This window comes from Tumebacillus flagellatus (assembly GCF_000714935.1).
Classification (GTDB): Bacteria; Bacillota; Bacilli; order Tumebacillales; family Tumebacillaceae; genus Tumebacillus; species Tumebacillus flagellatus.
In genome coordinates, this window is record NZ_JMIR01000005.1 from 119,329 (window position 1) to 140,083 (window position 20,755).

Below are 20,755 nucleotides of genomic sequence, written 5' to 3' on the forward strand. Positions count from 1 at the left end.
TTTGCTATAATGAAGAATAAGCAAGAGAACCCACAGGAGGCTGTTCATGGAAAACCTCACGCTCAAAGGCATGCAGAAGGAAGTGGACGACTACATCTCGCAATTCAAGGAAGGGTACTTCCAGCCGCTGACCCTGATCGCGCGGCTGACCGAAGAACTCGGCGAACTGGCACGGGAAGTCAACCATACATACGGGGAAAAACCCAAGAAGAAGGAAGAAGCCGAAAGCTCCATCGCTTTGGAACTCGGCGATCTGATGTTTGTGATCACCTGCATGGCGAATTCGCTCGGCATCGATCTCGAAGACGCACATCACGCCGTGATGCACAAATTCAACACCCGCGACGCCAACCGGTGGACGCGCATCGACCAAGCAGAAAAAAAATAACTGCACCGCACCGCTTGCACCAGACACAGCAGGGGAGATGAACCACAACATGGCACAAGATAAAATCCGCGTCGTCGTCGTCGGCGCCAAGGGCCGCATGGGCCGCGAGACGGTCAGAGCCGTCCTGAACGACCCGGAACTCGAACTCGTCGGCTGCGTGGACCGCACGCTCAATGATGTCGCTGTTTCCGCCGTCCTCGGCCACGAATCGAACGGCGTCAAATTCAGCAACGACCTCGTCAAAACCCTGATCGACACGAATGCCGACGTCATGGTCGACTTCACCACGCCCGCCACGATGAAAGCCAACATCGACAAAGCGATCGAACTCGGCGTCCGTCCCGTCGTCGGCACCACCGGCATGACGCCGGAAGAGATCGCCAACTGGGACCAAGCGTGCAAAGACCGCGGCATCGGCGGTCTGATTGCCCCTAACTTCGCCATCGGCGCGATTCTGATGATGCGCTTCGCCCAGCAAGCGTCCCGCTACCTGCCGCATGTGGAAATCATCGAGATGCACCACGATCAAAAGCTCGACGCGCCGTCCGGCACCGCGATCAAAACGCTCGAACTGATCGCCCAAGAGCGTCAAGCTGTCCAACAGGGCCATCCGAACGAACACGAAACGATCCCCGGCTCGCGCGGCGGCGAATTTGACGGCATGCGCGTGCATTCCGTCCGCCTGCCGGGTTATGTCGCCCACCAGCAGGTGATCTTCGGCGGCTTGGGTCAGACGCTGACGATCCGCCACGACTCGATCAACCGCGAGTCGTTCATGCCGGGCGTGGTCATGTCCTGCAAGCAAGTCATGAAGTACGAAGGTCTCGTCTACGGGCTGGAAAACCTGCTCGATTAATAGAGAAAAAGGGGAGCGCCACGCATGAACATCGCTTTGATCGCCCATGATCGCAAAAAAGACACGCTGGTCAATTTCGCCGTCGCCTATCAGCACATCTTCGCCAAAGCCGTGCTGTACGCCACCGGTACGACCGGCATGCGGATTCAAGAAGCCACCGGGCTTACGGTGAACCGGTTTTTGTCCGGGCCGCTGGGCGGCGACCAGCAAATCGGAGCACTGATAGCGGAAAACCGGATGGATTTGGTGATTTTTTTCCGAGATCCGTTGACGGCGCAGCCGCATGAGCCGGACATCTTGGCGCTGCTGCGCTTGTGCGACGTGCACGACATTCCGGTCGCCACCAACATGGCGACGGCGGAAGTCTTGCTCCGCTCGCTGGAGTCGGGCGGCATGCAATGGCGTGAAGCTTTGAAAGAGGATCAACAACCCTAGAGACGTCAGGAGGGGAAGCGCGTGGATTCCTTCGAACGGGAAGCGTGGCAGGTGGTGGAGATTTTAGAGCAGGCCGGGTATGAAGCGTACTTGGTCGGCGGGTGCGTGCGCGACAAACACTTGCAGCGCCCGGTGTACGACTATGACATCACCACGTCGGCGCTCCCGGACGACGTGATCGCGCTGTTTCCCCATACGGTGCCCACGGGAATCAAGCACGGCACCGTCACGGTGTTGCAAGGGGACGGGCAGTACGAAGTGACGACGTTTCGCACCGACGGCGAGTATGAGGACGGGCGGCGGCCGTCCAGCGTGATTTTCGTCCGGTCGCTGACGGAAGACTTGGCGCGGCGGGATTTCACGATCAACGCGATGGCGCTCTCCCGCGACGGCCGCCTGCACGATCCGTTCGGCGGGCTGCGCGATTTGAGAGACGGCGTGGTCTGCGCCGTCGGCGATCCCTTGAAGCGCTTCGACGAAGACGCGCTGCGCATCTTGCGCGGCATCCGCTTCGCCTGCCAACTTCGTTTCACCATCGAGGAGAGAACGTTCGCCGCCATCGTCTACGAAGCGCAAGAACTCGGCAAGATCGCCCGCGAGCGCGTGCGCGAAGAGTGGCACAAGATGCTGCTCAGCTCGCCGAGCCTCGCCCTCGATCTCTTGCGCCGCACCGACACGCTGCGCTATGTGATCACGCGCCCGCCGACGTTTGATCTCCAGGTCAACGACCCGTGGGGACGCGGGATCGATCCGTGGCAACTGGCGGGCGAGTGGGCGGAGCAGGCGCCCGCCGACTTGCCGCTGCGTTATGCGATCTTGCTGACGGCGCTGCGTGTAGAGGACGCCCGCGTCGACAAAGTGCTCAGCGACCTCAAACTTTCCGGCGCGTTGAAATCGAGCATCCGCAACACGTTGCGCGTCGTCAAACTGGGCAGCCCCGCCGAGTGGCGGGATGTGTTCTGGCGCGAGACGTTCTATCGCTGCGGCAAAGAAGCGGTGCGGCGGGCGGTCTTGCTCCACGCGATCCTCCACGACCCGGAGAACCGCTCGCGATGGGAAGCGGATGTGGAGCGCCGCGCTGCCGCGCAGCCGATCTGGTCGCTCCAAGACCTTGCGCTCAGCGGCCAAGACCTGATCGCCGCCGGCCTCCCCGAAGGCCCGGAGATCGGCCGCGCCAACCAACGTCTCGTGCACTGGGTGCTCCAACATCCGGACGCCAACACGCGGGAGCAGTTGCTCGCCAAACTGCAAGACTTCTAACCAAACGAAGCCAAAAGAGACGGTGCCCCGCCAATCGCGCGGAGCACCGTCTCTTTTCTGCTAGAAACAATAAATATCTTACATCTCCAACCGCTTCCCCTCGCGCAACGCCTCTTCAAACTGCTTGGCGGGCACGGGGCGGGAGAACAGATAGCCTTGCATGGAATCGCACTTCTCATGCCGCAAGAAGCGCAACTGTTCCTCCGTCTCCACGCCTTCCGCAATCACTTTCAAGCCCAGACTGTGCGCCATGAGGATGATGGCGCGGGGGATGGCGGAGTCGTCCTTGCGCGGAGAGCCGAGGTCTTTGATAAACGAGCGGTCGATTTTCAGCGAATCGACCGGCAAGCGCTGCAAGTAGCGAAGCGACGAGTAGCCCGTGCCGAAATCGTCGATCGAAATCTCGATGCCGAGCTCCTTCAGCGAGAGCAGCGTGTCGATGATCAACTCCGTGTCTTGAATGATCAAGCTCTCCGTGACTTCAAGCTCCAACCACTGCCCGTCCAACCCCGTCTCCCGCAACACGCTGCGCACCGTCTCCACGAGGTTGGTGTACTGAAATTGACCGACGGAGAGGTTGACCGCCACGCGCAGGGGAGGGAGGCCGAGGTCTTGCCAACTGCGGTTTTGCGCGCAGGCGGTGCGCATCACCCATTCACCGAGCTTGCCGATCAGCCCGATCTCTTCGGCCAGCGGGATAAACTGGTCGGGCGGCACAAAGCCGAACGTGGGGTTGTACCAGCGCAAAAGTGCTTCCATGCCGTTGATCTCACCGGTCTCCAAATCGACTTTCGGCTGGTAGTGGAGGCTCAGTTCTTCGCGCTCGACCGCCCGGCGCAACGCTGTCTCCATCTCCAATTTGCTGTCCGTGCTCATCGACTCGGTATAGAAACGGTAGTTGTTGCGGCCCGACTCCTTGGCAAAATCCATCGCCGTGTCCGCCAAGCGGAGCAGGGTTTCCGCGTCGCCGCCGTGCTCAGGATAGATCGTGACCCCGACGCTCGTGGAAATGAACAGATCATAGCCGTCCACCGTATAGGGCTCGGCGATTCCTTCCACCACGCGGGCGGCGATCGTTTCCACCTCCGCGGCACCGGAAACATCCGGCAAGATCACCGTAAACCCGTCGCCAGTGATGCGGGAGACGATGTCTTGAGGGCGCACGCAAAAACGCAACCGCTCCGCAACGGCTTTGAGCAACTGGTCGCCGACGGTGTGACCGAGCGTGTCGTTGATCGTCTTGAAACGGTCGAGGTCGAGGAACAGCAGGGCGAGAGTTTGGCTGTTCCACTGTGCTTTTTCAATTTCCGCAGTCAGCCGCTTGCGAAATTGCACGCGGTTGGGCAGCCGGGTCAGCGGGTCGAAGTGCGCGAGGTCATGCAATTTCGCTTCGGCTTGCTTGCGCGCCGTCACGTCTTGGCGCACGGCGATGAAGTGCGTGATCTCGCCCGTTTCATCGTGAACCGGCGTAATTTTGGTCTCTTGGTAATAGAGGCTGCCGTCCTTGCGATGAGAGGCCGATTCGCTTTCCCAATATTGCTCTTCCATCAGCAATTGAATGTGCTCGGCGATCTCCGCGATGTTTTGCTGCACCGCTTCTTCCAAAGTAAAGCCGGTCATCCGCGTAAACGCAGGGTTGACCCACTGAATCCGCCCGTCGCGGTCGGTGATCGCCACGGCGTTGGCGGTCGATTCCAGCGCAGCGCTTTGCAAGCGAAATCGGCTGGCGAGCTTCTGCAATTCCAGCGCATGCCCGAGAAATTGCGCCAAGTGCTTCATCGCGCCCAACTCGCGCTCGGTAAACGCGTGCGGCTCCGGGTCGATGGCACAGAGAGTGCCGAACATCGTCCCGTCGCCCAGCACGATCGGAACACCTAAGTAAGACCCGACCTGCCCGAGCGATTTCGTGTCATACAACTGTGCCACGGGGTGGGTGGCGGTATCGTCCATCACGAGCGGCTCCCGGCCGCCGGAGATATGCCCTCAGTAGGAATGTTCAATCGGCATTGTAAAGACGTTCGTCTCCACCATGCCCCGCACGCGATCCCGCATCTTCAAGATCGTAACCACTTCCGAATCGGTATACGCGATATAGAACGACCGCGTGTTCACCATCAACTCCACTAACGCCAACACATTAGTAGCCACTTCTTCGAAGTTAAAAAAATATCGAAGTTCTTGAGTAGCCATACTCTCACCTCCTCATCCGCGCATTAATTCAGTTAACACTAAAATATCACGAAGCGGAACGCGCATCAAGAAGACTCGCTATCTTGTGACAAAAAAGAACTTTCTGAATGTATTGTTATTTATAGTACACTGTTGAAACTTTTTCGGAAATCCGCTAGAATAGATTCGTGGAGTTCTCTCTACGAAAACGGTTTCTTTCGAAAACGTTCTTACCTATACACTTGAGAGTAGAAAGTGGTGATCGACATGCAACAACCGAAAAAGAAAAAATTCGGCCTGGCGATTCAAATTGCTATCGGTCTGATCTTAGGGATCGCGGTTGGCGCGATCTTCTACGGCAACCCGACCGTTGCCAAAGTTTTGCAGCCGATCGGGGACATTTTCATGCACCTGATCAAAATGATCGTCGTGCCGATCGTCATCTCGACGCTGATCGTCGGCGTATCGAGCGTCGGCGACGTCAAGAAGCTCGGGAAACTGGGCGGCAAGACGATTCTCTACTTCGAAATCATCACCACCGTTGCCATCCTCATCGGCCTCTTGGTGGCGAACTTGGTTCATCCGGGAACCGGTGTCGACATGAGCCATCTCGCGAAATCGGACATCACGAAGTATGTCGCGACAAACGAGTCCATGCATTCGCACTCCTTGGTCGACACGCTGGTGGGAATTGTTCCGACGAACATCTTTGATTCGATCGTCAAGGGCGACATGCTGCCGATCATCTTCTTCTCTGTGCTCTTCGGCCTCGGCGTCGCAGCGCTTGGCGAACGCGGCAAGCCGTTGCAAAACTTCTTCCAAGCGACGGCGGACACGATGTTCTGGGTGACCAACCAAGTCATGAGATTCGCTCCGTTCGGCGTCTTTGCGCTGATCGGCGTCACCGTCTCCAAATTCGGTGTCTCGTCTCTGGTGCCGCTTGGCAAACTGGTGATCACCGTCTACTGTGCGATGGCGTTCTTCATTCTCGTCGTGTTCGGCGTGGTGGCGTGGATGTCCAAGATCTCGATCTTCACAATCTTGAAGATCCTCAAGGACGAAATCGTCTTGGCGTACACCACCGCTTCTTCGGAAGCCGTCCTGCCGCGCATCATGGAAAAAATGGAAGCGTACGGCTGCCCGAAGTATATCACCTCGTTTGTCGTCCCGACCGGCTATTCGTTCAACTTGGACGGTTCGACGCTGTACCAAGCGATCGCGGCGATCTTCATCGCGCAGATGTACGGCATTCACCTGCCGATTTCCGCGCAGATTTCGCTGGTGCTCGTGTTGATGGTCACTTCCAAAGGCATCGCCGGCGTGCCGGGCGTCTCCTTCGTCGTCTTGCTGGCGACCCTCGGCTCTGTGGGCATTCCGCTCGAAGGTCTCGCGTTCATCGCCGGGATCGACCGATTGCTGGACATGGCGCGCACCGTCGTCAACGTCGTCGGCAACTCGCTGGCGGCTGTCGTCATGTCGAAGTGGGAGCGTCAATTTGATGACAAGAAAGCGAAAGCCTATGTGGAATCGCTGAAAACCGACGGGGCGAGCGGGGGCAACGGTCTTTCCGCGTAACCCGTTTGCGTAACCTAGTGAAGACAGCAAAGATATGGTATGCTTTTGAGGAGCCTCTCGTCGGTGACGGGGGGCTCCTTTTTCACAAGGAGGTTGACGAGAGCATGCAAGGAACCATTTTACATATGTTGCGCGAAACGCCGGGCGGGTTCGTCTCCGGTGAAGCGATGTGCCAAGCGTGCGGGGTCTCGCGCACGGCGATCTGGAAACACATCAAAGACCTGCAAGACGCAGGCTATCAAATTGAAGCGGTCCGCAACAAAGGCTACCGCTTGGTCGAATCGCCCGACCTCGTCACGGCGGCGGAAATCCGCGAAGGTTTGCAGACGACGCTGATCGGACAGAGCATCATCTATCGGGAGTCGTTGGATTCCACCAACACGTTGGCGCAGCAGATGGCAAACCAAGGCGCACCTGAAGGAACGGTCGTCATCGCCGACGAGCAGACGTCCGGGCGGGGGAGACGCGGCCGCCAGTGGTTCTCGCCGCCGCACTCCGGCATCTGGATGTCGCTGATCTTGCGCCCGGAACTGCCGCTGGCGCACGCGGCGCAAATCACGCTCGTCGCCGCCGTCGCGCTCTGCCAAGCGCTCTCCCGCGCCACCGGCGTCAAAGCGGGCATCAAATGGCCGAACGATATCCTTTTTAATGGGAAAAAATGCTGCGGCATCCTCACCGAGATGCACGCCGAATTTGATCAGATTCACCACTTGGTCGTTGGGATCGGCATCAACGTCAACATCCCGCAAGCGGACTTCCCGGACGAGCTCCAAAGCATCGCCACGTCGCTGCAAGCGATTCGCGGCGAGAAATTGGCGCGCGCCGAAGTCGTGCGCACCGTGCTGGAGGAATTTGAACCGCTGTACCGCCGGTACGTCAACAACGGCGGCTTCGGCTCTCTGCGCGACGCCTGGAAAGCGAACAACATCACGCTTGGCAACCGCATCGTCGCGCACACCGCGCGCGGCGACATCGAGGGCAAGGCGCTGGACATCGACGAATTCGGCGTGCTGCTCATGGAGAAAGACAACGGCGAGCAAGAGAAAATCTACTCCGCCGACATCACCGTTTTCGTCTAACCGCTTCTGCTCCTCCCAAAACGCCTCCGCCGCGCATCCGGTTGAGGCGTTTTTCGTGCACTTGGGCATGTTAAGCGCATAGGGAGGAGGAAGCAGATCATGAACAACGGTCTGAAGCGCCTGATTACAGGTTGTTTTTTCTTGCTGGCCCTCTTGATCCCCGGCACGGGGCAGACTCGGGACCTGCAGAAAAGCGACGTCGTGCGCGAAGTGGCGACCAATGAAAAAGTCGTCGCGTTTACGTTCGACGACGGTCCTTATCCAAATACACCGCGCATTCTCGATATTTTGGCACAGTACGGAGCGAAAGCGACGTTTTTTACGATTGGCAAGCGGGCGGAGTGGTTGCCGGATACGGTGCGGCGCGTTGCGCAAGAAGGGCACGAATTGGCGAACCACACGTACAACCACCCGTCGATGCGCAAAATCTCCTCAGAAGAACTGCACGAAGAAATCACGCACGCCTCCACGGTGCTGGAGAAGATCGCGCACGTCAAACCTGTACTGTTTCGCCCGCCGGGCGGGTATTACAACGACATGATCGTCAACACCGCCCGTGCCGACCATTGCACCGTCATCATGTGGTCTCCGAACCTCGACACCGGCGACTGGAAACGGCCCGGCGTGCACAAGATCGTCCAGCGCGTGCTGAAGAACGTCCGCAACGGCTCGATCGTGCTGTTTCATGATCGGGAAGCGCAAACGGGACAAGCATTGGAACAGCTCTTGCCCGCGTTGCAAAAGCAGGGCTACTCGTTCGTCACCGTCTCGGAGTTGCTGGAAATTCGCAATGCGCCCACGAATTCTCAATAATATGTCTAGCACTCCGCAAAACAATCGGGTATACTCAGGGGGTGGAGACGGTATCCAAAGCTGAACTGTACTCCCGACGTGATGGAAACTGTACGACCCTTGAATTCCAACTTTACACATCTGCTCTGAGCCGATTCGGACCGAGACAGGGAACTGAGAATCAAGACCAAGGATGACTCTTCGTGCCCAAAACCAGGCTCGCAGGGTCTTTTTTTGTCTATAACCTAACTAGATTCGGCTCCCGGCAGACCACCCAAGGAGGAGTCCTTATGAGCACGAGCAAGCTGTCCACGGTCAAATTGCAAGAGATGAAGCGCGACCGGCAGAAGGTCGTCATGTTGACCGCCTATGACTATCCGACCGCACGCGCCGCAGAAGAAGGCGACGTCGACGTGATCCTCGTTGGCGATTCGCTGGGCATGGTCGTTCTCGGCTATGACTCCACACTGCCTGTGACGATGGAGGATATGATCCACCACACGAAAGCGGTTACACGCGGGGCGAAATCGACGATGATCGTCACCGACCTGCCGTTCCTGTCGTACCACATCTCCACTCCGGAAGCGGTTCGCAACGCCGGACGACTGATCCAAGAGGGCGGCGCCGACGCCGTCAAGATCGAAGGCGGACGGGAAATTCTGGAGCAAGTGCAAGCGATTGTGCGCGCCGGCATCCCGGTTTGCGGGCACATCGGCCTGCAACCGCAGATGGTCAACCAACTCGGCGGCTACAAAGTCCAAGGCAAGGACTTCGAAGGCGCGAAGAAGATTTTCGAAGACGCGCTGCTCTTGCAAGAAGCGGGTTGCTTCGCCCTCGTGCTCGAATGCGTGCCGACGCCGCTTGCCGCTTTGATTTCGGAGCGCTTGACGATCCCGACGATCGGCATCGGCGCGGGCGACGGCTGCGACGGGCAAGTGCTGGTCGTCCACGACATGCTCGGGATCACCGACCGCTACCTGCCGAAGTTTGCCAAAAAATACGGCGAACTCGGCGATGCCATGCTCAACTCCGTCAGCCAATTCGCGCAAGAAGTGCGCGAAAGCAAGTTCCCGGAAGCGCAGCACGGTTTTAAAATGGCGGACGATGTTTTGGAAAGACTAGTAGAGGAGACCGGACGTTCATGATCATCTTGCACACGATTGCAGAAGTACGACGCTACGTGGCCGAGCAGCGGGCGGGCGGCAAAACCGTCGGCCTCGTGCCGACGATGGGCTATCTCCACGAAGGGCACCTCTCCTTGGTGCGTCAAGCCAAGGAACAGTGTGATGTCGCGGTGATGAGCATCTTCGTCAACCCGTTGCAATTTGGGCCGAACGAGGACTTTGACGCATACCCGCGCGATTTGGAGCGCGACGCACGCTTGGCGGAATCGGCGGGCGTGGACGTGATTTTTGCGCCGGGCGTCGACGAGATGTACCCGGACGGCGGCGGCAAATCCCTGACATACGTGGACGTGGAAGCGGTGACGGAAACGCTGTGCGGCGCGAAGCGCCCGGGGCACTTCCGGGGCGTGGCGACCGTCGTGACCAAGCTGTTCAACATCGTGTTGCCGGACCGGGCGTTTTTCGGCTTGAAAGACGCCCAGCAGGTCGTCGTGTTGCAGCAGATGGTTCGCGATCTGAACACGCCGGTGGAAGTTGTGCCGTGCCCGATCGTCCGCGAGCCGGACGGCCTCGCGATGAGTTCGCGCAACGTCTACTTGAGCGACGAGGAGCGCGTGCAGGCGTTGGTCTTGAGCCGTTCGCTTCGCATGGCGGCCGAGCGGGTGCAGGCGGGCGAGCGCGACGCCGACGCGTTGGTCGCGGCGGTGCGCGAGATGATTCAGGAGCAACCGCTTGCGAAACTCGACTATGTGCAAATCGTTTCGATGCGCGACCTCTCGCTGCTTTCCACGCTGGATCAGCCGGCGCTGCTGGCACTGGCCGTGAAATTCGGCAAAACCCGTTTGATCGACAACATCGTCCTCGACATCTAGCAACGATCACATATAAAACCCAGAGACAAAGGGGATACAGAGACATGTTCCGAACGATGATGAAATCCAAAATCCACCGTGCGACCGTCACGGAAGCGAATCTGAACTACGTTGGCTCGATCACCATCGACCAAGACATCCTCGACGCGACCGACATCTGGCCGGATGAGAAAGTGCAGATCGTCAACAACAACAACGGCGCACGTCTGGAAACGTACGTGATCTCCGGCAAGCGCGGCTCCGGCGTGATCTGCCTGAACGGGGCAGCTGCGCGCCTCGTGCAACCGGGCGATACGGTGATCATCATTTCCTATGCCATGATGGAGAACGAAGAAGCGCGCGCGCACAAACCGATCGTCGCGCTGATGGACCAAGACAACAAAATCGTCGAACTGATTACCGAGAAGGAAGCTACGATCGTGTAATCTCTGTCAACACCCCCAAGGGCCTCTTGGGGGTGTTGCGTTTTTTACTGCGCAATCGTCACCAACCATTCCAACCCAAACGGAGGCAGGTAAGATGAGAATCGGCATGAAACTGATGGAAGTTCTGGAAAGCATCCAAAAACCGTTTGACCCCAAGTCGAGCGACCCGTGGCCGGCGGCGTCGTTTGAAGACACCCGTGTGCAAAAACTGCGCGTGGAAGGCTTGGTGGACACGTACTACTTCTCCGGAAGCAGCGCGTATGAAGCGATTGAGATCACCGACAAAGGCATAGCGGAGTACGAGCGCAGGCACCACGAGTAGAAACATCGAGCAAGCATGGATAAACCCTCTCGTTTTGCCGCAGACTACCTCTTACATGAGGTTACTTCGGACGGGGGGGTTTTTGGGATGTTCGAAAAGCCGTTTGCACTGCTCAACCGCGCCGTCGACCGCATTGAACTGCAACTCCAAGCGGCCGACAGCGAACAACGGCGCATCTTAGGAGAAGAACTGGTCGCGTTGCGCAACGCGTGCGACAAATATGTGGAGCAATGGTTGTCGTTTGAAGAGCGTCTCGCCGAACTGTCGGAGGAGTTCAACCTCGAACTCGACGGCACGTTGCCAAGTCCCGAACTGAACGCCCTGCAGGAAAAACTCGCCGCCCTGCAACAAGGCGACACGCCGTTTGCGATGATCAAGGGTGAACAGGGGGACGCGGACGAACGGGAAGCAGAGGAGCAAGCGGGGGAGCCTGCTCACGGGAAAACCGGCAACCCGCCCGGCAAGAAATCAGGCAGCACGCTGGTCTACCAGATCGGCGACGGGCAAACTCTGCGCCCGCGCGACGAGCAGATGGTGCTCTCGTTCCGGCGCGGCGTCGGGTATTTCGATTTGCTGATGTTCCCGGAAGCGATGGAGGAGTTCCAACGCGTGCTGGAGATCGACGGGAACTTCCTCGTCGCGAGGCTCTATCTCGCGTTCGGTTGTTTGGCGCAAGGCGAGTACGAACGCGCCTCCCGCCATCTCAACGAGATCACGGGACGCGAGGAAGACGAATTCCTGCAAGCGACGATCCACAGCACCTACGGGCACATCTTCGTCGCGCAAGAGGAGTACGAATCGGCGTTGGTCGAGTTTGAGACGGCGGCGAAACTGGCGCCCGACTTCCGCGACATCGAGTTCAACATCGCCTGCTGCCACTTCAACCGCGGCCGGTTGCGCGAGGCGTTGACGCACTTCCAGCGCGCGTTGATCCGCGACCCGGAGGATTGGGAAGCGCACCGCCTGTGCGGGCTGATCTGGGAGCAACTGGGCAACCGCGACCGGGCGTACCGCCACATGGCGCGCGCGTATGACTTGAACGGGGCGTACGAGCAGGTGATTCTCGACTTCGCGCTGCTCTCCGAACAGCAAGGCCACGTCGACCAAGCCCGCGCTCTGTACAAAAAAGCGCTGCGCTACCACCCGAGTTCCACCGCCGCGTTCGGAGGTCTCGGATGGATTCGATTGCGCGAAGGCGACGTGGCGACGGCGATCTCGCTGTTTAAAAAGCAGCTCTCCTGCTCGCCGACCGACCGCGCCGGGCTGTTCAACCTCGGCTGGGCTTCCTATCAGGCACGCGATTACGACCGTGCGGAACGCTGCTTCGCGCTGCTTCTGCGCACCGACTCCCGCGACGCGTTTGCCATCGCCGGGCTCGCCCGCGTGTGGAGCGCCACGCAGAAACGGGGCGAAGCGAAGGAACAGCTGCTCCGCCTCGTCGCGATGGAAACTTCCGCGGAAAAAAAACTCGGCCTCTACCACCTGGGCCGGCTGGCGATGGAGGAAGAGTCGTACACGCAAGCGCTCCGTTACTTCAACGCCGCTCTGGTGTACGACCGCGACTGCGTGGAATCGCTGTTCTACAAAGGGATCGCCCACTACGCGCTCGGCGAGTTGGAGCGGGCGCAGCAGTGCTTTGAAAAGTGCAAGTAGAGATGCGGAGGACCAGCCCGGGGCAGAACGGGGCTGGTTTTTTTTTCGATGCCCGAAACCAAATTCAGGAAGTCTGCGTCATACGGGATAGAACACAGTGCCAAGGGAGGAATTCAGAATGAAACGTTCGTCTTGGAAAAAAACAACCGCGGTGTTGACCGCAGGACTCCTGCTCGCCGGCGCGCCGCTTGCGGCCACCGCTTTGGTTCCGACTGCGGCGCATGCGGGAAATCCGATCTACTCCACGTTGCAAGGCCATTACAGCGAGGGCGCGGTGAAACGGCTGGCGAGCTACGGCGTGTTGACGTCCAATGAATGGCAAGCGTTCAACCCCGACGAGCCGGTCACGCGCGCCGACTTCGATCGTTGGGTTCAAAGCGCGCTGCATGCGAAGCCGACGCACTTGACCGGGGGCAACAACATCCCGCGCTGGGAAGCGGCGGAAATTCTTGAGAAGATCCGCTCCAACGCCACGGGCGACAACGGGGCCGCCAACGCTGACATGTTCGTCGACCATGAGCAAATTCCGCCGGAAGCCCGTGCTGCCGTCGGCCGTCTCTATAAGCAAGGCATCGTGGTCGGGGAGGGGTATGGACTTTTTTGCCCGAACTGGAAGTTGACGCGCGGCGAAGCGGCGGTGATGCTCAACGCGCTGTTGCCCGCAAGTCAAGGGCTGCAGATCGGGGCCGATGACAACGTCGTTCTGCGCAAAGACAACGTCGATCTGAACAACGACGGCAAAGCGCAAGAAACCCTCGCCGTCGTCGCGAACAAAAACGAAAGCAAACCGGGCTACCTGGGCCTGTTTGACCGAAACGGCCGTTTGCAAACCCGCTTCAACCTCGACCCGGAAGTGACCCGCGATCCGGTGCAACTCTTGGTCAACGACGTGACCGGCGACGGCAAAAACGACCTGATCCTCGAATCCGACCTGCACGGCAACGGCGGGATGGGGGCGCACGACCTGCGCGTGTTCGTTCAGGGCGCAAACGGCACGTTCTCGTCGGCGAAAGTGCAACAGCCGGACTGGGCGGCGAAATTCAACTCGATCACGCTCGACACCAACACGTTGACGTGGAACATCAAGTCCACCGCCGACAACCGCTCGTGGACCGTGCAACTGGTCGGCCCGCAATGGAACGGTTTCGATCCGTCGTTCCTGCAGAAGCCGTACCAAATGAACGTTGACAATCCGTACAGCGTGTCGGTTGTCAACGGAAAACTGACCACCCGCCACTGGGCATGGGTCGGCCATCACATCATGGGCGTGTTTGACCTCGTCCCGAGCTACAAGTATGTCAACGGGGCTTTCGTTGTGGATTCGTATCAGACGGAACAGGTTCCGGGCACGAAGCTTACGCAAAAATAATTTATTTTGGCGGGAGATGAAACTTTTCCCTTGCCGTTACCGTCGTATCGTGTAGATTGAAAAAAACTAACGGTATAAAAACAAGGGAGGACTTTTTCAGATGATGAAAAAAACGATCACCGCTCTGATGGCGACCGCTCTGGTCATGACTTCCGCTTCCGTCGCGTTTGCAGCGGATGACAATGGCAAAATTATCGCACCGAAGCCGACGCAACATCTCCAGGGCAAATCGGAAAAACTGCACGGGAACGCCACGCAGTTCTCCGATGTGGGCAGCCACTTCTCCGCCGACGCGGTGCAACGCCTGTCGAGCTATCATATGATTGGCAACGGGAAAATCGGCGGCTCGTCCAACGCGTTTGAACCGAACTCCAAAGCGGTGCGCGTGGAGCTGAAGACGTGGATCAAAAACGCGCTCGGCAAGGAAGTCGCGGACGACTCCACCAACGGAGACGTCTCCCGCGCCGAAGTCGCTTCTTGGATCGCTTCTGCGCTTCCGGCGATGAACACCGGCATCAACGGCGCGAACCTCACCGCTCCGTACACCGATCTCCAAGGCGTCACCGACACCCAGCGCGACGCGTTGAACCAGCTCTACAAACTGGGGATCATGGTCGGCGACGGGGCTGGACACGTCAACCCGCACGGCATTTTAACCCGCGGCGAAGCAGCGGTTCTGCTCGATGGAGCGGTCAAACGTTCGCTCACCGCGGCGACGAAAGTGGGATTTGAGCAAGTCTCCGGCGAGCTGCCGCAAACCGTGCAGACCGTCGCGAACGAAAACCGCACGGAGCCCGGCGTCTACAGCGTTGTGGACAACGGCCAGCGCTACTTGGTCGTCTGCGGCGGAGAAGCGCCGACCGGCGGCTACTCGGTAACGGTTGACGGCATCTCGGCAACGGCAGCAGGTCTGTTCGTCAACGCCAACCTGCAACATCCGGACCCGGGCATGATGGTTCCGCAGATGGTGACGTATCCGACCGCCGTACTCAAAGTGAAATCCGACGCAGAATTTACCTATCTCGCACAGTAAGGGTCGGCCGGCAACCGGCTGAAGAGGGAAGAGAGGCAACCTGGGACACGGTTGCCTCTCTTTTTTTAGTGGTTTTTTCGGTTTTTTAAACAGAAATTTTTTCTAAAAATTTTTCTGTAATTAATCCTCAACACCCCCTTTACAGTCCGTTTTTAATGTGATAATCTCTTTTCAGAGGGAAGAGTCAAACAATTCCCACTCTTCGGTACAAAACAAAAGGTATCGTCGTACTCAGAAAGGGGACCATCCACATGAAAAAACAAGCATTGGTTGCAATGGCTGCTATCCCGGCACTGCTCTTCGCAGTATCCGCACACGCGGCTGACGCTCAACAATCCAGCCAAACCTCCCAAGCGGTTCTTCATCCGCTCGGCCTGAAATTCACCCCGCTTGGCGCAAACGTTCCGAAAATGAACGCTACGGAAGCGTCTCTCGCTTCGAAGCCGGTAACGGCTACTCCGGCATCCTTCGTCCTCACCAACATCCCGCCGGTTGGCGACCAAGGGCAACAAGGTTCCTGCGTTGCATGGTCCACCGCGTACTACCAAAAATCCTTCGGCCACGGCCTGACCACCTCCTACTCGTCTTCCAACGAGTACTCGCCGTCCTTCGTATACAACCAACTCAACGGCGGTGTAGACGGCGGTCTGTATCCGGTCGACGCATACAACCTGCTCGTTTCCAAAGGCGACACCACGCTGTCGAAAATGGCGTACAACCAGTACGACTACACCACCCAGCCGAACTCCACGCAGCTGGCTGACGCAGCTCTGCACAAAAACCTCGGCTCCACCAACATCTTCCAAGGCGCTGGCAAAGGCAACGCAACCGCTCAACAAGCGGTGAAAAACGCACTCGTCGGCACCTCCGGCGACCAACGTCTGGTTGGGATCGCGATCCCGGTTTACCCGGAATGGGACAACGCTCAAGCGAATGACACCTACGTTGTCGACGCTCACAAGAGCGGCGAGAAATCCCGTGGCGGCCACATGGTTACCATCGTAGGCTACGACGACAACAAAGTGTACAACGGCTACACCGGCGCGTTCAAGGTTGTCAACCAATGGGGCACCTCCTGGGGCAACAAAGGTTACACCTGGATCTCCTACGACATGTTCTCCAAAGAAGTTCAAGAAGCTTGGTACATGAACACCAACAACTAATCTTCAGTCTGCATGAAAAAGAGTGCTTGCCTTCGCGGCAGCACTCTTTTTTTGCGTATACTACCCGTGAGATAAACAGCGCCAACGCGCAAGGGGGGGTTGTTGATGGAGCAAGAACGCGAAGCAGTGGTTTATCTGCATACCGCGTCCGGCATTGAGCAGCGAATCGCTTCGGTTCCGCTTTGCCAAGTGCCGCAGCCGGGGGATAAGATGAAAATCGAAGAGATTTGGCACACGGTCGCTTCTGTGGAAGGAGCAGACGGCGCAGGCGTTTGCAACGTGCACGTGAAGTAAGATCGAAATGACCAAGACCCCTGGCCACATCGGATGTGGAGCAGGGGTCTTTGTGTGGAGGATGAATTCGGAAACGGTTCCGCAACGATGAGAATCCACATGGTCGTTTGACACTTCCAAACTTTGGAATTCTTTTCATCTTCAAAAGATACAGAGTGATTGGGCGGTTTTTTCCTATGATTAGAAAGTTATCGACGGTCGCTTTCCAGCCATTGCGGGTCGAGATCGAACTTGCCTTTGCCTTTGAGTTCGTCGTACTTGTTCAACTTGCCTTCGAGGGAATCGCTCTCGATCATCGCGATCAGTTCGTTGGAGAGGCCGGTGGCTTTTTTGGACTCCATCTCGATTTTCTTGCGGCAATCGTGGCAGGTGTGCCGGGCTTGCATATTGCGTTTGACCATCTGGTATTCGGGGCTTCCTTCGAACACTTCAAAGTTTTGTTTGCAGAAATAACAAGGTACGGTGTATGAGATCATGTGGAGCTCCCTCCTTGCTTTCAGTATAAGCTGAAAGGGGAAAATTGGAAGTCCGTTGTCGATATGTTCAGAATTTAGACGAAATAAAACGTCCACCTGCATCGGGTGGACGTACTTTTTATCCGTGCAGATGAGACGGAAGCGGTTGTTGGCGGGCCGAGCGGCGCTCGATGCGTTCGCCGGTTCGGTACGAGACGGTGCTGACGAGGAACAGCGCGCCGATGATGAGGAACAGCGGCAGGATGCCGATCAGCCCGAGCATCGACAGCCCGAACGACGGGCCGACAAACCGCCCGATGTCGCGAAACGATTGGGCACCGTAGTACGTCCCGCGCAATCCGTCCGGCGCGATGCGGTCGATCAAAATCGAGTTGGCGGGGAAGCAGAGCACTTCGCCGCACGTGAACACGACCATCGCCAGCATCATCGTCACCGGGCCGACCGCCAACGCAAAGCCAAGTCCGCCGAGGGCGTAGAGGATATTGCCGAGCGCGACGAGGGCGAGCGGAGAGCGTGTTTCCCCCCATTTGGAGACGAGAAACTGCAAGACCACGCAAATGACCGCGTTGACCGTCATCAGCCAAGCGTACAAATTCACGCCGTCCTCAAAGTGGTGCGCGGTGTAGTCGGAGAGGGTGGACATCTGCGAATACCCGAATTGCATCAGCGTGCCGCCGATCAAGTAGCACAGCATCGCGCGGTCGTGCACCAACACGCGGATGGCGGAGCGAAACGTGACGTTCTCCCGATGGCTGGCTTGGGAGCTTTCCAACTCGTTGATGCCGAAGTGGTTGACGAGCAGGTGGAGGACGACGGCGTAGATCAAGTTGAAAATCCCCGTGACGAGAAACGGAGTCGAACCTGCGACCAGCCCGAGCATCGCCCCGATCATCGGGCCGACCGCAAAGCCGGTATTGGCGGCCATGTAGCGGATGGAAAACACGCGGTACCGCTGTTCCTGCGGGGTCAAGTCGCCCATGAGCGCTTGCGAGACCGGTTCAAAAAACGAACGCGACGCGCCGTTGACGAAACTGAGCAGCATGAACAGCCAGGCGCTGTGGGCGAACACGAAGCCGAACGAGACGGCGGACGCGATGTAGAGCGACGCGAGCATGACCCGCTTGCGGCCGAAGCGGTCGGACATCGTGCCGCCGACAAAACCGGCGACGGTGCTCGCCAGGGAACTCAGCCCGATGGTGAAGCCGATCGTCGCGGGGGACATCTCGGTGCGCAGTGACAGGTAGATCGCCAAAAACGGAATGCTCATCGAAGTCGCCATCCGCGACATCATCACGCCGATGAACAGCGTGTTGACAATCGGGTGAAACTTAAAAATCGAACGCAACGCCAACACCTCCAGACATGAAAGACGGAACTTGAATAGCAAAAAGCCAGCTCATACGCTCTACAGAGGTACAAACCGGCCCTTCATGTATCACGAAATTTTCTGGTTACTGAGTATCATAGCGGGGCTTACAGGGATTGTCAATGATCATGTATGGGTCTGGGGGTTTTTGATAGACTACGAGTATGCAAACGTACATCACATCTCATACCGCTTCGTACTGGATCGAAAAACTCGGTCTCGAAGCGCATCCTGAAGGCGGATTCTTCAAACGAACGTATGAATCAGCAGGTGAAGTCGAAACCAAGGAGGGTACGCGTCCGCTGTCGACGAGCATCACCTTTCTGTTGCGCTCGCAAGACGTGTCGCACTTTCACCGTCTGCAGTCGGATGAAATTTGGTATTATCACGGCGGAAGTTCCCTGACTGTCCATGTGATTCATCCGGATGGAGCTTACGAAGCCATCCAACTCGGCCCTGATCCGGAACAGGGCGAGGTCTTGCAAGCGATCGTCCCCGCGCAGAGCATCTTCGGCTCGACGGTCAACGAGCCGAACACGTACGCGCTGGTCGGGTGCATGGTATCGCCCGGGTTTGATTACGCGGACTTCGAACTGTTCAAGCGCGAGGAACTGCTGGCGTTGTATCCGCAGCATGAGGAGATCATTCGCAGGCTGACGCTTTCTTCTTGATTGAAAAAACCAGAGCTCTGGACTCTTCCGGGCTCTGGTTTTTTGTTTAGTTCCGACCCGCGCGGAAGGTTGTGAAAAAGAACCAGAGAAACCCGGCGTAAAAACCGAGGAGAGGACGCTTGAAGGAGGCGGGTTTGTTTTTTTCGAAGAAGAAGTGTCCGATCCACGAGAGGGTGTAATGGGCGACGGCGAGGAGGACGGTCGCCCGCCAATCGATCAAGAGAAACACCCAGCCAAAGAAAGCGCACGCGAAGGCGATGTAATGAAGCCGTTGGTTCCAAGGGTTGCGATGCGCCTTTTCATAGGCGGCGAGGTCGGCGCGGATTCTCTCGATCATAGGGGGGCCTCCTGTCTATTGGCGGGGTTTGGTTTCCGCGAGCAGAAAGTCGAGGAGTTGGTTGCGGAATTGGGATTCGTTTTTCATTTTAAAGGACTTCATGAGGCGCAGTTTGTCTTCATCGGACAACTGCTCGACAAACAGGTCCCAGAGTTGGTCGAGGGGGCGGGATTTGGTGTGTTTGGCGGGCGTTTTTTGCTTGGTGGCAGTGTTCTTGGTTGATTTGGGAGGTTTGCTCTCGGATTTGAAAGCCGCGAAGACGTCCTCCGGCATTTTCAAATCGCTCTTGAGCTTCCCCGTCACCACCTTGGCAGCCTCCGACCGGTTCACCCCTTGCTGGATCAACCAGCGCAACGCACAAACCTCACGCGCCACGTCTTCGTAGATGATCTTCCCGCCGATATCTTTCGGGACATGAAGTCCTTCTGTTTCAAGCAGTTCCACGTATTGTCGGATCGTGGGTTTTCCGATTTGAAGCAGTTCAACGAGTTCTTGCAGTTCCATAGCAGCACCTTCCAAGAGTTGTTCTGAAGGTTTATGACGAACCTTTGTTCTTATAGTACGCCCAGACTCGATCGTTGTAAACCGCATGCTGTTGATTGTTTTACTATCATGTGTAAAACTAACGGAAGTGGGAAGATCACCTGCCTGCGCGGAACAGGGTGTGTGAAGGAGTAGCGAAGGAATGTTACTCTGCATTGGCGAAACATTTCAACGAAAGGGGTGACATGATGAAAACAAGAATTGTGATGGACAGCGGAAGAGAATATATTCTCGATGCGCCTAAGAGCGAAGTTTTGAAATTGTTTACGAACTCCCTGGGGGTCATCATCAATGGGTTCGTTCATTTCGAAGAAGGTTTCTCGATTGCTCCACTCCATGTAAGTTCGGTTGAAGAAGTTCGCGAGTAAGCACTCTATTAATAGTATCCTTCCCCTGCTGTATACACAGGAGGGGTTTTTGTTTTGGAACGAACGGTACAGGCAAGGAAGGCGTATTCAAAAGAAGTAAAGTACAAGGCGGGTACGCTGACACAGAGCATGTCCAGGAAAGGAACTTGTTTGGCTAACGCGTGTAGGAAAACTTTTTGGACATT

General features: G+C 57.4%; 24 protein-coding genes. 18 read left to right on the plus strand and 6 right to left on the minus strand.

The features are described from left to right. The first annotated feature begins 46 nt into the window (after positions 1-46). The 4 genes from EL26_RS05510 to EL26_RS05525 are packed head-to-tail and all read left to right on the plus strand — an operon-like array spanning position 47 to position 2,939. A complete protein-coding gene (locus EL26_RS05510; RefSeq protein ID WP_038085395.1) occupies positions 47-388 on the plus strand; it encodes a nucleotide pyrophosphohydrolase in 342 nt (113 codons plus the stop codon). 49 nt (positions 389-437) lie between these two features. Further along, complete coding sequence (gene dapB, locus EL26_RS05515) at positions 438-1,244, plus strand: 4-hydroxy-tetrahydrodipicolinate reductase (protein ID WP_038085397.1); 807 nt, start codon at positions 438-440, stop codon at positions 1,242-1,244. A 24-nt stretch (positions 1,245-1,268) separates the two neighbouring features. Beyond that, a complete protein-coding gene (mgsA, locus tag EL26_RS05520) occupies positions 1,269-1,679 on the plus strand; it encodes a methylglyoxal synthase (protein WP_038085399.1) in 411 nt (136 codons plus the stop codon). 21 nt (positions 1,680-1,700) lie between these two features. After that, positions 1,701-2,939 (plus strand): CCA tRNA nucleotidyltransferase, encoded by a 1,239-nt coding sequence (locus EL26_RS05525; RefSeq protein WP_038085401.1) that lies wholly within the window; start codon positions 1,701-1,703, stop codon positions 2,937-2,939. 78 nt (positions 2,940-3,017) lie between these two features. Here the strand turns inward: EL26_RS05525 and EL26_RS05530 are convergent, their stop codons facing one another. Beyond that, positions 3,018-4,892, minus strand: coding sequence for a putative bifunctional diguanylate cyclase/phosphodiesterase (locus EL26_RS05530; RefSeq protein WP_274518871.1), 1,875 nt, complete (start codon positions 4,890-4,892; stop codon positions 3,018-3,020). 30 nt (positions 4,893-4,922) lie between these two features. Beyond that, entirely contained in the window at positions 4,923-5,129 is a 207-nt protein-coding gene (locus tag EL26_RS05535) for a hypothetical protein (RefSeq protein ID WP_038085402.1), read from the minus strand. Positions 5,130-5,375: 246 nt separating this feature from the next. Here EL26_RS05535 and gltP point away from each other — a divergent pair, with 246 nt between their 5' ends. The 12 genes from gltP to EL26_RS05595 all read left to right on the plus strand — a co-directional run bounded on the left by gltP (position 5,376) and on the right by EL26_RS05595 (position 16,809). Continuing rightward, entirely contained in the window at positions 5,376-6,683 is a 1,308-nt protein-coding gene (gene gltP / locus EL26_RS05540) for a glutamate/aspartate:proton symporter GltP (protein ID WP_038085546.1), read from the plus strand. Between the two features lie 104 nt (positions 6,684-6,787). After that, a complete protein-coding gene (locus tag EL26_RS05545) occupies positions 6,788-7,762 on the plus strand; it encodes a biotin--[acetyl-CoA-carboxylase] ligase (RefSeq protein ID WP_038085404.1) in 975 nt (324 codons plus the stop codon). Between the two features lie 99 nt (positions 7,763-7,861). Further along, positions 7,862-8,575, plus strand: coding sequence for a polysaccharide deacetylase family protein (locus EL26_RS05550; RefSeq protein WP_038085406.1), 714 nt, complete (start codon positions 7,862-7,864; stop codon positions 8,573-8,575). A 269-nt stretch (positions 8,576-8,844) separates the two neighbouring features. Continuing rightward, positions 8,845-9,699, plus strand: a complete 855-nt coding sequence (gene panB, locus EL26_RS05555; RefSeq protein ID WP_038085407.1) for a 3-methyl-2-oxobutanoate hydroxymethyltransferase — start codon at positions 8,845-8,847, stop codon at positions 9,697-9,699. Further along, on the plus strand, positions 9,696-10,550 hold the full coding sequence (gene panC, locus EL26_RS05560) for a pantoate--beta-alanine ligase (protein WP_038085409.1): 855 nt from the start codon (positions 9,696-9,698) through the stop codon (positions 10,548-10,550). Before panB ends, panC begins: the two co-directional genes overlap by 4 nt. Before the next feature lie 44 nt (positions 10,551-10,594). After that, positions 10,595-10,975, plus strand: a complete 381-nt coding sequence (gene panD / locus EL26_RS05565) for an aspartate 1-decarboxylase (protein ID WP_038085411.1) — start codon at positions 10,595-10,597, stop codon at positions 10,973-10,975. Positions 10,976-11,069: 94 nt separating this feature from the next. Beyond that, complete coding sequence (locus EL26_RS05570; protein WP_038085413.1) at positions 11,070-11,297, plus strand: hypothetical protein; 228 nt, start codon at positions 11,070-11,072, stop codon at positions 11,295-11,297. Positions 11,298-11,384: 87 nt separating this feature from the next. Next, on the plus strand, positions 11,385-12,950 hold the full coding sequence (locus EL26_RS05575; protein ID WP_038085415.1) for a tetratricopeptide repeat protein: 1,566 nt from the start codon (positions 11,385-11,387) through the stop codon (positions 12,948-12,950). Positions 12,951-13,068: 118 nt separating this feature from the next. Then, a complete protein-coding gene (locus EL26_RS05580) occupies positions 13,069-14,319 on the plus strand; it encodes an S-layer homology domain-containing protein (RefSeq protein WP_038085417.1) in 1,251 nt (416 codons plus the stop codon). 100 nt (positions 14,320-14,419) lie between these two features. Beyond that, the gene (locus tag EL26_RS23480; RefSeq protein ID WP_052036031.1) at positions 14,420-15,352 is read left to right on the plus strand and encodes a protease complex subunit PrcB family protein; all 933 of its coding nucleotides are present in this window, start codon (positions 14,420-14,422) and stop codon (positions 15,350-15,352) included. A gap of 251 nt (positions 15,353-15,603) precedes the next feature. Then, positions 15,604-16,515 carry a C1 family peptidase gene (locus tag EL26_RS05590; protein ID WP_038085419.1) on the plus strand — a complete coding sequence of 304 codons (912 nt, stop codon included), beginning with the start codon at positions 15,604-15,606 and terminating at the stop codon, positions 16,513-16,515. A 105-nt stretch (positions 16,516-16,620) separates the two neighbouring features. Beyond that, a complete protein-coding gene (locus tag EL26_RS05595; RefSeq protein ID WP_038085421.1) occupies positions 16,621-16,809 on the plus strand; it encodes a hypothetical protein in 189 nt (62 codons plus the stop codon). 188 nt (positions 16,810-16,997) lie between these two features. On the opposite strand, the gene EL26_RS25745 is transcribed toward EL26_RS05595, so the two are convergent. After that, positions 16,998-17,285, minus strand: a complete 288-nt coding sequence (locus tag EL26_RS25745) for a hypothetical protein (RefSeq protein WP_038085424.1) — start codon at positions 17,283-17,285, stop codon at positions 16,998-17,000. Between the two features lie 118 nt (positions 17,286-17,403). Next, a complete protein-coding gene (locus EL26_RS05605) occupies positions 17,404-18,639 on the minus strand; it encodes an MFS transporter (RefSeq protein WP_038085550.1) in 1,236 nt (411 codons plus the stop codon). 176 nt (positions 18,640-18,815) lie between these two features. Between EL26_RS05605 and EL26_RS05610 the strand changes: the two genes are divergently transcribed. After that, positions 18,816-19,322, plus strand: a complete 507-nt coding sequence (locus EL26_RS05610; protein ID WP_038085425.1) for a cupin domain-containing protein — start codon at positions 18,816-18,818, stop codon at positions 19,320-19,322. Between the two features lie 46 nt (positions 19,323-19,368). Here the strand turns inward: EL26_RS05610 and EL26_RS05615 are convergent, their stop codons facing one another. Continuing rightward, positions 19,369-19,659 carry a DUF962 domain-containing protein gene (locus EL26_RS05615; protein ID WP_038085427.1) on the minus strand — a complete coding sequence of 97 codons (291 nt, stop codon included), beginning with the start codon at positions 19,657-19,659 and terminating at the stop codon, positions 19,369-19,371. A 15-nt stretch (positions 19,660-19,674) separates the two neighbouring features. Next, complete coding sequence (locus EL26_RS05620; RefSeq protein WP_038085428.1) at positions 19,675-20,163, minus strand: hypothetical protein; 489 nt, start codon at positions 20,161-20,163, stop codon at positions 19,675-19,677. Between the two features lie 227 nt (positions 20,164-20,390). Here EL26_RS05620 and EL26_RS05625 point away from each other — a divergent pair, with 227 nt between their 5' ends. Further along, positions 20,391-20,570, plus strand: coding sequence for a hypothetical protein (locus EL26_RS05625; protein WP_052036032.1), 180 nt, complete (start codon positions 20,391-20,393; stop codon positions 20,568-20,570). Positions 20,571-20,755: the final 185 nt, after the last annotated feature.